At 47.0% G+C, this 13523-nt stretch carries 15 protein-coding genes and 1 pseudogene; 14 read left to right on the forward strand and 2 right to left on the reverse strand.

Translation table 11 applies throughout. The annotated features are described in order from the left end of the window. Window position 1 precedes the first annotated feature (1 nt). The 3 genes from SC79_RS11305 to SC79_RS11315 all read left to right on the forward strand — a co-directional run bounded on the left by SC79_RS11305 (window position 2) and on the right by SC79_RS11315 (window position 2123). Entirely contained in the window at window positions 2-535 is a 534-nt protein-coding gene (locus SC79_RS11305; RefSeq protein WP_039075124.1) for a hypothetical protein, read from the forward strand. 89 nt (window positions 536-624) lie between these two features. Further along, window positions 625-1431 (forward strand): glycosyltransferase family 2 protein, encoded by an 807-nt coding sequence (locus tag SC79_RS11310; protein ID WP_039075125.1) that lies wholly within the window; start codon window positions 625-627, stop codon window positions 1429-1431. 14 nt (window positions 1432-1445) lie between these two features. Beyond that, the gene (locus tag SC79_RS11315) at window positions 1446-2123 is read left to right on the forward strand and encodes a uracil-DNA glycosylase (RefSeq protein WP_039075126.1); all 678 of its coding nucleotides are present in this window, start codon (window positions 1446-1448) and stop codon (window positions 2121-2123) included. A gap of 25 nt (window positions 2124-2148) precedes the next feature. Here SC79_RS11315 and SC79_RS11320 read toward each other — a convergent pair whose 3' ends face one another. Beyond that, entirely contained in the window at window positions 2149-3519 is a 1371-nt protein-coding gene (locus SC79_RS11320; protein WP_039075127.1) for an aldehyde dehydrogenase, read from the reverse strand. A gap of 167 nt (window positions 3520-3686) precedes the next feature. On the opposite strand from SC79_RS11320, the gene SC79_RS11325 reads away from it, so the two are divergent. The 3 genes from SC79_RS11325 to SC79_RS11335 all read left to right on the forward strand — a co-directional run bounded on the left by SC79_RS11325 (window position 3687) and on the right by SC79_RS11335 (window position 5783). Continuing rightward, on the forward strand, window positions 3687-4004 hold the full coding sequence (locus tag SC79_RS11325) for a YwdI family protein (RefSeq protein ID WP_010329013.1): 318 nt from the start codon (window positions 3687-3689) through the stop codon (window positions 4002-4004). Window positions 4005-4024: 20 nt separating this feature from the next. Beyond that, the gene (locus tag SC79_RS11330) at window positions 4025-5350 is read left to right on the forward strand and encodes a purine/pyrimidine permease (protein ID WP_039075128.1); all 1326 of its coding nucleotides are present in this window, start codon (window positions 4025-4027) and stop codon (window positions 5348-5350) included. Window positions 5351-5411: 61 nt separating this feature from the next. Next, window positions 5412-5783 (forward strand): DUF423 domain-containing protein, encoded by a 372-nt coding sequence (locus tag SC79_RS11335; protein WP_039075129.1) that lies wholly within the window; start codon window positions 5412-5414, stop codon window positions 5781-5783. Between the two features lie 42 nt (window positions 5784-5825). On the opposite strand, the gene gerQ is transcribed toward SC79_RS11335, so the two are convergent. Continuing rightward, the gene (gene gerQ / locus SC79_RS11340; RefSeq protein WP_039075130.1) at window positions 5826-6359 is read right to left on the reverse strand and encodes a spore coat protein GerQ; all 534 of its coding nucleotides are present in this window, start codon (window positions 6357-6359) and stop codon (window positions 5826-5828) included. Between the two features lie 319 nt (window positions 6360-6678). Between gerQ and spsA the strand changes: the two genes are divergently transcribed. From spsA to SC79_RS11380, 8 genes and pseudogenes are all read left to right on the forward strand, one after another. Continuing rightward, on the forward strand, window positions 6679-7449 hold the full coding sequence (gene spsA, locus SC79_RS11345) for a spore coat dTDP-glycosyltransferase SpsA (protein ID WP_039075131.1): 771 nt from the start codon (window positions 6679-6681) through the stop codon (window positions 7447-7449). Window positions 7450-7453: 4 nt separating this feature from the next. Further along, on the forward strand, window positions 7454-8878 hold the full coding sequence (locus tag SC79_RS11350; RefSeq protein ID WP_039075132.1) for a CDP-glycerol glycerophosphotransferase family protein: 1425 nt from the start codon (window positions 7454-7456) through the stop codon (window positions 8876-8878). A 22-nt stretch (window positions 8879-8900) separates the two neighbouring features. Further along, window positions 8901-9005, forward strand: a pseudogene (locus SC79_RS21665) (hypothetical protein); the annotation flags it as partial. Between the two features lie 93 nt (window positions 9006-9098). After that, window positions 9099-9980, forward strand: coding sequence for a GNAT family N-acetyltransferase (locus tag SC79_RS11360; RefSeq protein WP_039075134.1), 882 nt, complete (start codon window positions 9099-9101; stop codon window positions 9978-9980). A 461-nt stretch (window positions 9981-10441) separates the two neighbouring features. Further along, a complete protein-coding gene (locus tag SC79_RS11365) occupies window positions 10442-11182 on the forward strand; it encodes a sugar phosphate nucleotidyltransferase (protein WP_039075135.1) in 741 nt (246 codons plus the stop codon). After that, entirely contained in the window at window positions 11182-12129 is a 948-nt protein-coding gene (gene rfbB, locus SC79_RS11370) for a dTDP-glucose 4,6-dehydratase (RefSeq protein ID WP_039075136.1), read from the forward strand. Before SC79_RS11365 ends, rfbB begins: the two co-directional genes overlap by 1 nt. A gap of 12 nt (window positions 12130-12141) precedes the next feature. Further along, on the forward strand, window positions 12142-12993 hold the full coding sequence (gene rfbD / locus SC79_RS11375; protein WP_039075137.1) for a dTDP-4-dehydrorhamnose reductase: 852 nt from the start codon (window positions 12142-12144) through the stop codon (window positions 12991-12993). After that, window positions 12986-13441 (forward strand): dTDP-4-dehydrorhamnose 3,5-epimerase family protein, encoded by a 456-nt coding sequence (locus SC79_RS11380; protein WP_039075138.1) that lies wholly within the window; start codon window positions 12986-12988, stop codon window positions 13439-13441. The genes rfbD and SC79_RS11380 overlap by 8 nt, the downstream gene beginning before the upstream one ends. Window positions 13442-13523: the final 82 nt, after the last annotated feature.

A 13523-nucleotide genomic window follows, 5' to 3' on the forward strand; every position in this document is an offset into this window, starting at 1 on the left:
GTTGAGGATTGGTTCTTGTTTATATGGTTTTGTCATTCATGGGGCAGTGTTTTTGTTTACTGGCTGCTGTATGCTCTTGGCTATGTTAGCCAGCTTGCCTTTTGTTTTTTTGCTTGATTGGCTGCCTGATGTCGTCTTTACAGCCGGTGCCATTCTTATGCTGTTATGTTCATATGCTTTTATTTGGTTTTTGGCAGCCCGTTTTGCATATAACCAGAAAATGCGTCTGTTTGAGGTTCAATTGGGCTCCTTTGTGTTGCTGGCCTTCATGATATCTTTGTTTTTCTTGGATGGATCCAGTATGAAAGACATTGTGTTGAATTGGGACGATACAAGCTGTGCTTTTGTTCCGCCGGCTTTTACATTTTTGTGTCTTTCTTATGCGCTTGTGCTGCTTCCGGTCTATCAATCTAAGCTATGGCATCTGATCCTTCCGAATGGCGTCCGCTTAAAAGATCTCTTTCATGTATTAGGAGATTTGGTACTGATTTTGATACTTTTGATCGGTGCCACATTACTGTTTCTCTCATTCTAATTTGCTGTTTCAGTAGGATATTCCCACTGATCTCCCGTCCAATATATGTTTTAATAGTACATGACTATGAAAATGAGAAGGAGAGCATCATGAAGATTTCTATCGTAATTGTGACCTATAATCGGATTCCGGCTTTGTGTGAGCTTCTGGAGGCGATTTCGCAGCAGACCTTGAAGCCGTATGAAGTGATTATTGTGAATGATGCCGGGGAATCGGTCGTGCCGGTCAAAGCACTGTATCCGGAGCTGCCGATTGCTGTCATCAATTTAGAAAAGAACTCGGGGCATGTGGCTGCGAGAAATGCCGGGGTAAAAGAGGTGTCTGGCGATTGCATTATGCTTTGTGATGACGATGATTTCATTACGCCGGGGCATGTGGAGAGAATGGCGAAGGAAATAGAAACGGCAGATTTCGTTCATTCCGATGCGGAAATTGTCTCGTTTGAAGAGAAAAACGGAACAAGATATCCAGTGTCGCGGAAGCTGTTTGCTTATACCGCTGACTTTGAGGATATGAGAGTGTTTTCTACATACGTGCCGTCGGGCAGCATGTACAGACGTTTTCTGCATGATGAAATCGGGTATTTCGATGCTGATGTGCACAATTATTGGGACTGGGATTTTTATTTGCGCGCGGCCAAGGAATACCGGGTGAAGCGTGTCCCTTGCGCCAGTGTGATTTATGCCTTCAGTGACGCGGGAGACAATCAGTCCGCGGACCTTGGCGCCAAGCGGAAACAATATTTGGATCGTTTAAGTGAAAAGCACGGACTCGGGGAACTGCCGACGAAAAACTTTGCCGTCTTGCTTGAAGAGCCTGAGATGAAAAGACGGGAAGCACAAAGTGAAATTGTGTGGGATGGCAAGCCTGTCTATTCCAGACTTCATCGTTCGTAAGGGAGGCCTGAATCTTGAAACAGATGTTAGAAGACAGCTGGTGGGTTCAGCTGAAGGAAGAGTTTGAGAAACCGTATTATCAAGAGCTCAGAGACATGCTGAAGCGGGAATACGCGGAGCAAACAGTTTATCCGGACAGCGGGGATATTTTTAATGCGTTGCATTATACGCCATATGATGATGTCAAGGTGGTCATTCTCGGCCAAGATCCGTATCATGGGCCAGGACAGGCTCAAGGTTTAAGCTTCTCCGTAAAGCCGGGTGTGAAGCAGCCGCCTTCATTAAGAAATATCTTTCTTGAGCTGCAGGAGGACATCGGATGCAGCATTCCGAATCACGGGTCGCTTGTCAGCTGGGCAAAGCAAGGGGTTCTCTTGCTGAATACTGTGCTGACCGTCAGGCGCGGACAGGCGAATTCCCATAAAGGAAAAGGCTGGGAGCGTCTGACGGACCGGGTGATTGACGTATTGAATGAAAGAGAGCGCCCGGTTGTCTTTATGTTGTGGGGCCGGCATGCCCAAATGAAAAAAGAACGGATCGACACGTCCAAGCATGTTATCATTGAATCGACGCATCCGAGCCCGTTTTCGGCAAGAAACGGATTTTTCGGAAGCAGGCCGTTTTCCCGGGCGAATGCGTGCTTGGAGAAAATGGGAGAGGCTCCGATTGATTGGTGTATAAAGGACTTATAAAAAAGCGCAGATCATCTGCGCTTTTTTACTTGAGGATTTTCCGAATCATCCGCAGCCCGTTTTTGGAAGAAGGATAACGGAAAGCGAAGTCAAAGCGGTTCGTTTGTTTGACGACGCTTTTTTTGTGCGTAAATGTGTTGAAGCTGTCAAAGCCGTGATAGCTGCCGATGCCGCTTTCCCCGACGCCTCCGAAAGGCAAATACGGTGTCGCGACGTGCATTAATGTATCATTGACACAGCCGCCGCCAAACGACAGGTTTTCTAAAACAGCCCGCTCGATTTCTTTGTTTGTGGTGAAAACATACAGGGCGAGCGGCTTTGGGCGTAATTGGACTTTCTCAATGGCTTCATCGATATCGCCGTACGTAAACAGCGGAAGAATCGGCCCGAAAATTTCCTCCTGCATCACTGGAGAGTCATCCTTCACTTGATCAAGAATCGTCGGCGCTATTTTGTGGTGGACAGGATCAGACTGCCCGCCTGTGAGCGGGACGCCATCATTCAGAAAATCGAGCAGCCGCTGATAGTGGCGTTCACTGACGATTTTGCCGTACTGCGGATTTTGTTCAGGCTGAGGGCCAAAAAATTCACTGATCACACGCTTCATTTCTTCTGTCAGCTTTGTTTTGATGTCTTTATGGACAACTGCATAATCCGGTGCGATGCAAGTTTGTCCCGCATTTGTGAATTTCCCGAAGACAATGCGTTTGGCGGCAAGCTGTATATCAGCATCCTTATGGACGATGCAGGGGCTTTTGCCGCCGAGCTCCAAGGTAACCGGAATTAATTGTTTGGAGGCGGCTTCCATGACGATTTTTCCAACGGCAACGCTGCCGGTAAAGAAAATATAGTCAAAGGGCTGCTGTAATAACGCTGTGCTGACGTCAGGCCCACCTTCTGCCATCGCGACATAATCACAAGAAAAAACGCTGCTGATGAGGTTGGAAAGAACAGCGGAAACAGCCGGCGTATATTCTGACGGTTTGAGAACGACCGTGTTTCCGGCGGCAATAGCTCCAATCAAGGGTGAAAGCGCGAGCTGCAGCGGATAGTTCCAAGGCGCAATCACCAAAACGGTTCCATACGGCTCAGAGATGATGATGCTCTTGGAGCCTAGATGAGTCAGCGGCGTTTTGACTCGTTTCGGCTTGGCCCATTTTCTAAGCCGTTTCATCACAAAGCTGATTTCCTTCAACACGATTCCGATTTCTGTTGTGTATGCTTCTTGTTCGTTTTTGTGGAGATCCTGATAGAGAGCGGCTGTGAGATCGGCTTCATGTGTTTTGATGGCTTGTTTCAGCGTCTGCAACATGTCCAGTCTCGATTCGAGCGGTCTCGTATGCCCTGCCGCAAAGTAGGCTTTCTGCTTGCTGACGATAGAGGGGATGCTGTTCATTCCGTTTCTCCTTTTTTATAAGGTATGGTGACTTATTATGTGAAAAATCTCTTTTGCTTGTCAAATACGTAAGGTTTGTCAGAAAAAATCGCAAACTCATATCTGCGTTTATGGCGGGAATTTGATAAAATGCAGGAAGACGATAAATATTTCTTGGAGGGTTCTTGATGAACATTCATATATCTGCTTTGATTCAAAAAATGGAAGAGGAGCTCAAAAAAGCGAAGACGGCTGAGCTAGATGAGGAGCTGAAGCGTTCGGTAGCGGTTGTCCGTTCTTTGTGTGATGTCGTGTTGGATCAGCCGGAGACAGCGAGTGCGCCCCGCATCCAGCCGAGCAGCACGCCGAGCCCTGCCGCGCCGCCATCGACAGATCAGCTGATGATGGAAAAAATGATGGGAAGCGCGGGATTAAACAAATATCGAAAGCAGGAAAAAGAGAAGCAGGAAGAGGACGGAAACGGAGAGTCTTTATTTGATTTTTAATTGAGAAAGGTTGAGCTCATGTGAAATTGATTCTTGGCGCGCTGCAATGGACAGCGTTTATCATTGCTGCGGCGATTGTTGTTCCGGTGGCGGTTGCCCAGTCGTTTCATCTGGATCACTCAGCTTCTGCGAGGTTGATCCAAAGCACCTTTTTTGTATTGGGAATTGCCGCCGTCATTCAGTGTATGAAAGGCCACAGGCTGCCGATCAATGAGAGCCCCGCCGGCTTGTGGTGGGGAGTGTATACGATCTACGGCGGGCTGACGGGAACTGTTTTTGCAACATATGGGGATACACTGCGCGGTTTGCAGGGAGCTCTTCTTATAAGCGCTGTATGTTTCTTTTTGTTAAGCATCTTCAAGGTCATTGACCGGCTTGCAGCATTATTTACCCCGGTTGTAACAGGTGTCTATTTATTGCTGCTAGTCATGCAGCTGAGCCAGCCCATTATAAAAGGAATTCTCGGAATCGGCTACCGAAAGGACGGTGTGGACGGCCTAGTATTTGGTCTGGCACTTGTAGTCGTTGCCGCCGCCTTTATGATGACCAATTCAACCATTCCGTTTTTTAAGCAATATTCGATTTTATTGGCCCTGTTCGGCGGGTGGCTTCTGTTTGCGGCTGCCGGAGCGGCAAAGCCGATGGAAATGCCGGATCGGCTGTTTCAGCTGCCTTCCTTGTTTCCTTTTGGCAAACCTTTATTTAATAGCGGTCTGATTATCACCTCCGTTTTTATTACCATCCTGCTGATCGTAAATATGCTGGCGAGCATGAAGGTTGTGGACATTGCTGTGAAGAAATTCGGCAAACAGCCGGATGGACACCATCATGAACGCCATGCCGGTTTTGCCGCCTCATTCAGCCATCTGCTGAGCGGTTTAACAGGAGCCATTGCCCCAGTCCCGATTTCGGGAGCAGCAGGTTTTATTGAGACAACGAAAATGCCGTCTAAAAAACCGTTTATGCTCGGCAGTATTCTTGTTGTCTTCATCAGCGTGATCCCGTTTTTTATGAATGCGTTTGCGAGCCTGCCGTCACCCGTTGGCTTTGCGGTAAACTTTGTCGTGTTTTCCACGATGGGCGGTCTGGCCCTTGCAGAATTTGATTCGTATGAGAAAGCGGAACTGAAAAGGGTGCGGTCTGTGATCGGCACCTCACTGCTGACAGGGGTCGGTATCATGTTTGTTCCTGAAACGGCTTTAAAAGGTTTGCACCCGGTATTTATTTCGCTGTTAAGCAACGGGCTTGTATTAGGAACGCTTACTGCAATAGCGGCAGACCAGTTCCAGCTTTGGCGGCGCAGGAGAAAATCCGACAATCTCGTGTCATCGGAGAACAAGCATTGAATTTTAGTATAGGTGCGATAAGATTAAGGATATGAGATTAACGAAAAGGCGGGAGAGATAGATGAAATTGTTTATCATATTAGGTGCCATTAACGCCCTGCTTGCCGTGGGGCTCGGGGCATTTGGCGCTCACGGTTTAGAAGGGAAAATTCCTGATAAATATCTTCAGGTTTGGCACACAGGCGTGCAGTATCATATGTATCACGCCCTTGGGCTTTTCGTTGTTGCCTTCCTGGCTGATAAATTATCCGGGATCGGCAGTGTCACGACAGCCGGCTGGCTGATGTTCGCGGGAATTGTGCTGTTTTCCGGAAGCTTATACATTCTCAGTTTAACGCAAGTCTCCATTCTAGGGGCGATTACCCCGCTCGGCGGTGTGGCGTTTATTATTTCTTGGATTATGATCGTTGTCACAGCCGTTAAATATCTATAATAAAAAAGCCAATCCTCATCATATGAGTGATTGGCTTTTACTTTATCTAGGAGAATAGGATGCCATGGAATACGGATACGTATACGCAATTTCTTCGTCAAATGTGATGTAATCGAGATAGATGGTCAGAAGCAGGTAGCGTGTTCCTGATTTCGGGTCGCTGATGATAATGTGGTCCCGGCCGGCTGCCTCGATAACCCCCCGAAAGATCTTTGAGCCCCATTCCTTGCTGTTTTCAAATGTCATATAAATGGTGGCCGTTTTTCCCCGGTTCAGCCGCAAAATGTTCTCAATGTATGATTCCTCAACAGGCAGCATGCCGGGAATGCTTTGGCCCGGCGCCGATGGTGTCGGGCCCGATGGGATTTGGAACCCGCCGCCCTGCTGGCCCGGGAATCCGAAGCCCTGCTGTCCTTGCTGTCCCTGCTGCATTGGCATCATGGGCTGCATTCCCATCGTCTGCATTTGTCCGCCTTGGCCTTGTTGCGGGTACGGATTGGCGCCGTACTGAGGCTGATACCCCTGCATGTTATCAAATCCCTGCATTTGCTGATATTGATTTTTTTTCGGTTTCATATCGTTCCTCCTTTTTATGAAAACGACTCAAAACAAGTTCCGAATGTATAGATGAACGCTCCGCGATGACTCACCTCCGATGGAAAACGATCTTAGTCGCTGGTGCGATTTTTATCTCTTTCACCTTATGAGGCTGATGCTTGGAATATGCTGAAAAAGAACAGCAGACGGGCCGGATTTCGGTCTGGGCGGCCGCTGTTTTTCATAGAAATACACAAACTTTTCGCATATTGGTTTGTATCCCTAGCGCAACTTGCGTATAAGCAACATAAGATAACGTTAGTTTCAGGTGTGAAGTTCCAACAAGGAGGTGTAGGATTTGCCGAAAGTATCTGTCATTATGACGAGTTATAACAAAAGCGATTATGTGGCAAAGTCCATTTCCAGCATACTCTCACAAACGTTTACAGATTTTGAGCTGTTTATTATGGATGACAACTCCAATGAAGAGACGCTAAATGCAATCCGTCCTTTTTTGAATGATAACCGAGTGCGTTTTTATCAAAGCGATGTATCTGAAGTAAAAGAAAGAACGGAAAAAACGAGATACGCGGCGTTGATCAATCAGGCTATTGAGATGGTGGAAGGTGAATATATCACCTATGCGACGGATGACAACATTTATATGCCGGACCGGCTCCTCAAAATGGTTCGGGAGCTCAATGCTCATCCTGAAAAGGCTGTGATTTACTCAGCCTCTAAAACCTATCACTTAAACGAGGATCGCGACATTGTAAAAGAAACTGTCAGGCCGGCCGTTCACGTGACGTGGAATGCGCCGTGCGCCATCGACCATTGCTCGGTGATGCACAGGTATTCTGTGCTTGAAAAGGTAAAGGAGAAATTTGGCTCCTATTGGGATGAAAGCCCGGCGTTTTACCGGATTGGTGATGCCAGGTTCTTTTGGAGGGTCAATCATTTTTATCCATTTCACCCGCTGGCTGAGGAGCTGGATCTAAATTATATTACCGACCAATCGATTCACTTTCAGCTGTTTGAAGCAGAAAAAAATGAATTTGTACGGAACCTTCCCCCGCAGCGCAATTGCCGCGAGCTGCGTGAATCATTAAAAAAGCTTGGAATGGGGTGAGAGCTTGTCGGCCTATTTAAGCAATTATTGGGTGCTGTACCGGAAGTATGTGGAGCTTTTTGACAGACTGTGCTATAAGGGGATTCCGCTAGGGCTTATCAGTAACTTTTATCAATACATCAGCCCTGAGCTGCGCGTAATGATGGAAGAAGAACCAGAGTTATTCGGACCGGTGGAGCAGCATATCGACGAAGGGCAGATTCAGCCGTTTTTTGAAGAAAAAATACGCAGTATAGCCAAAACAAATAACAAACCAGGTAAGGGAAAAGTCATTTTGCACTATGATTATCTGCGTTTTACAAACGAAAATTACTATCAGTTTGATCCTGAAAAAACAGCTATTTTGGCCCGGTGGAGTTTGCCTGATTATTGTGATCTGCCTGTGATAAGCAAGCGTGAGATTGCGGAATCATGCAAAAAAGGCGATCCGAAGCAATATCTCGAAACAGCCTGTTCGATTCTCGCACCTTTTGATGACCACCCGGCATTCGGTGATCAAGCATTTCGCGACCGGCTTTTCAAAGATATACCTTTATTTATGGAAGCCATTGATACGGTTGATGCGCTGTTTGAGCAGGAGGAGATTTCAGCCGTTGTCGTTGGAACGGCAGAAGATATTTACAGCAGGGTGCTCGCTCTTATGTGTCACAGGAGAGGAGCCGTCAGCATTTGTCTTCAGCATGGCGCATTGATGGGAGATGAAGCCTTTATTCCTGTTTTTACAACCTATCAGGCTGTTTTTGGCGCTTATGAAGCGGATTGGTACAAACGAAAAGGCTGCAAACCTGAGCAGATTCTCGTCACGGGACACCCCCGCTTCGATCAGATTTTTAACAGAACCCCTATCGACATGTCCGCATTTTATCGAAAACTTGCTTTTCATCCGACTAAAAAAATCGTGCTCATTGCGACTCAGCCTTTTTCGGAAGATTTTTATTCCGGTGTGTTAGAAGGGCTTGCCGATCAGAAGCAGCTGCAAATCATCATCAAACCACATCCTTGGGAAATCGGAAAAAACAAACTCGATCTGTATCATGCTGCGGCGAAAAAACATAAAGCATGCAGAGTTATCAAAAAGGAGATGGACCTGTATGATTTGCTGCCTTACGCGGACGCCGCGGTGACACAAACCTCAACGGTCGGACTTGAAGCCATGCTGTTTCAAAAGCCTGCGCTGATCGGGAAATCATCCGGAAACCGCACATACCCGTATTATGAGTCTCTTGGGAATTTTATGTTAGATCAGCCGGATAGACTGGTGCGGACCTTGGTGGCGGTTCTGCGAAGTCCCACCGTGCATCAAAAAGCAGAAGAGGCGCGTCAGGCATTCATAGCGGCTAATTATCCAGTGGCAGAATCAACAAACGCTTTATTTGCGCAATTGAAAGCCAAAACGGGAGTTGATTACAGGCGGGAAGATACTGAATAAAATGATAGGAGCACAAAGAATTATGAAAAAGAGACATCTTTTTCTTCCTTACTCATTGACGTTCATCGGCAAGGAAGAAAATCAGGAGATTACAGAAATGCTTGAATCGGGATGGCTCTCCATAGGCAAGCCATTCAAGTTTCTGTCACTCCCGCTCTCAGGCGAAGGTGCACAGGATGTCCTTGAAACTGCGCGGGATATCGTAAAAGGGGCTGGTTAAGTGTATACGGTAAAAGAGAATATCTCCCCAGAAGTGATTGGCGAATTTCTTCAAAGCAGGAAGCTGACACTGGACGTTCCATATCAATTTTCCCTCGGCCTTTTTGAAAACAGCAGGCTCCAAGGCGTCTTGCTTTACGAAGATTCTCTGTGGGAAAGCCAGATGCTTCAGAAGAAAGTGATGAATGTCAAACTTTTAGCGGCAAACCGCACTGGGCAATTGAAGAAGCTTTTTCGATCCTTTTATTCTGTACGCCAAATGGATGAAACCGATTTGATCTCTGTTCGTGTTCCGGCTGAAGATATCGATGCCGTGCATGTGATACAGCAGCAACCATCCTCTTACTTTGTCGGCAGTTTTCTTAAGATGGCGAAACCCCCGTCTTTTTATGACAAAACACCGCCATTTTTTGAACTTGGCCCGCCTGAGCCTGAAGACACAGAAGCGATATGTGAGCTGGCCAGAGACTCGTTTACAAAAAGCAAATATTTTCAAGATCCTCTTCTCAGCCGCGAAGCAGCAAACAAGATCTATCAGGAGTGGACAAGAAACAATCTCAATGGAAGGGCGGCTGTCAATGTTGCCGCTAAGTACAATGGAGAGATCATCGGCTATATTCAAGGCTTGTCAAAAGGTGATGAATGTATTCTCGATCTGATGGCGGTGAAGCCGGGGTTTGAAGGTAGGCGAATCGGGTTTCATTTATTGGCGAATGTCATAGAACACCTTGAAACCCAGAAGCATAAAACGGTAACAGTGGGGACGCAGCTTCACAATGTAAGGGCGATCCGCCTTTTCGAGAGAATGGGCTTTACAGCTGAGCAATCTTATTACGATTATCATATTTGGCCGAACAAGGAAGCGAAAGAATGCAAGTTTTAGATTGTGAATAAAAACCTTGGCAAAGTGAGTGGCGAGGGCTTTGCGCTGATGAATGCAGCAGCATGTATTTATTTTCTGGGAAATAAAAAGCTAGAAGCCTGATCTGTTGTTGTTTGAGTTCTCGGTCTTCCCGATGATCTATGAAGGAAAATAAAAGCGGAAACAGATGCAAAAATCGGACACTTTGAAGAGACATAGTGAACGGAAATTACAGGATACCCGAAACAGGGGGCATGATCAGAAAACACCCTTATCTATGAAAGGCAGAATCACTTAAACTCACCCTGCTTTCGAGGCTGCAAGAGGATGATAAATGGCAATACTCCCTGAGTTCACAGGGGGGGAACGATTCAATGCAAATGTAAGTGCTGGCGCCCGTGGAATTCCTCAAGCGGGTATCAGCTATTCTTCTAGCATTATATGATCAAAAGCTATAAAAATGCAGTGAAGGAAGTGTTACTGTGAAAGGTGTTATTTTAGCCGGAGGAAACGGCTCACGCCTTATGCCCTTAACGAAAGCCGTCAACAAGCATTTGCTTCCTGTAGGACCGTATCCGATGATTTACTGGTCGATGATGAAGCTGGAGGAAGCCGGTATAAAAGACGTTTTGCTCATCAGCCAAAAAGAGCATATGCCACAATTTTTTAAACTGCTTGGGAACGGAGAAGAGCTTGGCGTCACAATCACTTATCAGGTCCAGCCGGCCGCATCGGGCATTTCGGATGGGCTGTCCTATGCAAAACGCTTTACGAAAAAAGAGCCTTTCATTTTATTATTAGGTGATAATATATTCGAAGATTCATTAAAGCCTTATACGGAACGCTTTGAACAGCAGGGAAAAGGAGCAAAGGTGCTGCTGAAAGAAGTTGATGATCCGGAGCGCTTCGGGATTGCTGAGATCGATGAGAAAAACAAGCGGATTCGTTCTATCATCGAGAAGCCCGCACATCCGCCGACCACCCTTTGTGTAACCGGTATTTATATGTATGACGCGGAGGTATTTTCGTATATTGAACAAATCTCACCGTCAAAGCGCGGCGAGCTGGAAATCACCGATGTGAATAATCTATACATCGAAAACAGCCAGCTTACGTATGATGTGTTATCAGGCTGGTGGGTCGATGCCGGAACTCACGAATCGCTTCATCTCGCCTCTCAGCTTGTACACCAGGCTTTACAGAAAGGACAGGACGAAAAGTGATGGCAAAATCATATTTAATTACGGGCGGGGCCGGCTTCATCGGGCTCACATTTACAAAGCTCATGCTACAGGAAACGGATGCGCGCATAACCGTTTTAGATAAACTGACGTACGCCAGCCACTCGCAGGAAATAGAAAAACTAAAGGGAAACAGCCGATTTCGCTTTGTGAAAGGGGATATCAGCGTTCAGGATGATATCGACCGCGCGTTTGATGAGATGTATGACGGCGTGATTCACTTCGCTGCGGAATCGCATGTAGATAGAAGCATTTCCCAAGCGGAGCCGTTTATCACCACAAATGTCATGGGGACATATCGTTTGGCGGAAGCGGTATTACAGGGAAAAGCCAAGAAGCTGATTCACATTTCAACAGATGAGGTGTACGGGGATTTAGAAGCGGATGATCCCGCGTTTATTGAAGCGACGCCGCTTTCTCCTAATAATCCTTATTCAGCCAGCAAGGCAAGCTCTGATTTGCTCGTGTTGTCGTATATCAAAACCCACAAGCTTCCGGCCATTATTACACGATGCAGCAACAATTACGGCCCTTACCAGCACAGCGAAAAAATGATTCCGACGATTATTCGCCATGCGAAGCAAGGCCTACCGGTTCCGCTGTACGGCGATGGGCTTCAAATCCGAGACTGGCTGTTTGCGGAGGACCATTGCCGCGCCATCAAGCTGATTTTAGAAAAAGGAACCGACGGTGAGATATATAACATCGGCGGCGGAAATGAACGCACAAACAAAGAGCTGGCGAGCGCCATCATGAAGCATCTGGGCTGTGAGGAATTGTTCGCTCACGTAGAAGACAGAAAAGGGCATGACCGGCGCTATGCGATCAATGCATCAAAGCTGAAAAACGAACTGGGCTGGCGGCAGGAAGTGCCGTTTGAAGAAGGCATTGCGCGTACGATTCGCTGGTATACAGATAATGACCGATGAGAAGGTGATCCGATGACAAAGGTATTGGTGACTGGTGCTGGAGGACAGCTTGGCCGGGAACTGTGCCGCCAGCTGAAACAAACTGGATATGAGGTCATTGCGTTAACAAAGAAGATGATGAACATTGCTGATCAGCGCTCAGTCCGGCATTCGTTTGACCATTATCAGCCGGATATCGTAGTCAATACGGCCGCGTTTACATCGGTTGATAAATGCGAGACAGAACTTGATAAAGCGTACTTGATTAACGGAATCGGCGCTTACTATACGGCGCTGGAGGCAACCCGCATCGGCGCTCAATATGTTCATATCAGTACGGATTACGTTTTTGACGGGAAAGGGACCCAGCCTTACAGGGAAGACGATCCTCTCGATCCGAACACCATCTATGGCAAAAGCAAAAAGCTCGGAGAAGAACTGATTCGATTAGCGACAAAAGACAGGACGATCATTAGAACGTCGTGGGTGTACGGACACGGCGGCAGCAACTTCGTTGAAACGATGTTAAAGCTTGCTGAAACGAAACAGGAGCTGCGGGTTGTAAGTGATCAAATTGGATCGCCGACATTCACAAAGGATTTAGCAGAAGCAGTCATCACGCTGTTCAGCCATTCGCCGGGCGTCTATCATGTCAGCAATTCAGGCATATGCAGCTGGTATGAATTTGCGAAGGCCATTATGGAAGAAAACGGGCTGGCCACAATCATTTTGCCTGTCACAACAGAAGCATACGGGAACAAAACGCCCCGTCCGGCTTATTCTGTGCTGAGCCATCAGGCCATTGAAGAAGCCGGCATCCGCCCCCGCCACTGGCGGGAAGCGTTACGGGAGTATTTGCGGGAAAGGAGCAGTGCACGTGATTGATGGAGTCAAGGTGAAAAAATTGACGAAACACAGTGATGACAGAGGCTTTTTTGCCGAGCTGGTTCGGGATGATGAGAACATTCTTGAGCATTTTGGGCAGGCCTCTTGGTCAAAAAGCTATCCGGGTGTGATTAAGGCATTTCATTATCATGAGAAGCAGGATGATCTTTGGTTCTTCCCAACAGGCCATGCTCAGGTTGTCCTTTACGATCTGCGCGAGGACTCAAAGACAAAAGGAGAAACCGACGTGTATTACATGGGCGAAGACAACCCGATGCTGTTATTGATCCCTAAAGGGGTTGCCCACGGATACAGAGTGCTGGGAGAAACACCGTTGACGATTATCTACTTCACGACTATGTCGTATAATCCGGATCAGCCGGATGAAAAACGAATTCCGTGGAATGATGAGACGATCGGTTTTGACTGGAATACCGAATTCAGATAAAGATAGGAACATGATCAATCGAAGAGCGGAGGCATCTTCGCTTTTTTTTGTCCTTTTTCAAAATAGGATAAAAGATAGAGAC

The sequence above is a fragment of the Bacillus sp. MSP13 genome (genome assembly GCF_000815295.1).
GTDB classification, from domain to species: Bacteria; Bacillota; Bacilli; order Bacillales; family Bacillaceae; genus Bacillus; species Bacillus vallismortis.

Coding starts and splice junctions, on each gene's coding strand:
- SC79_RS11310 (WP_039075125.1), top strand. CDS start 625: ATGAAGATTTCTATCGTAATTGTGACCTATAATCGGATTCCGGCTTTG.
- SC79_RS11320 (WP_039075127.1), bottom strand. CDS start 3,519: ATGAACAGCATCCCCTCTATCGTCAGCAAGCAGAAAGCCTACTTTGCG.
- SC79_RS11325 (WP_010329013.1), top strand. CDS start 3,687: ATGAACATTCATATATCTGCTTTGATTCAAAAAATGGAAGAGGAGCTC.
- SC79_RS11335 (WP_039075129.1), top strand. CDS start 5,412: ATGAAATTGTTTATCATATTAGGTGCCATTAACGCCCTGCTTGCCGTG.
- gerQ (WP_039075130.1), bottom strand. CDS start 6,359: ATGAAACCGAAAAAAAATCAATATCAGCAAATGCAGGGATTTGATAAC.
- rfbB (WP_039075136.1), top strand. CDS start 11,182: ATGGCAAAATCATATTTAATTACGGGCGGGGCCGGCTTCATCGGGCTC.
- rfbD (WP_039075137.1), top strand. CDS start 12,142: ATGACAAAGGTATTGGTGACTGGTGCTGGAGGACAGCTTGGCCGGGAA.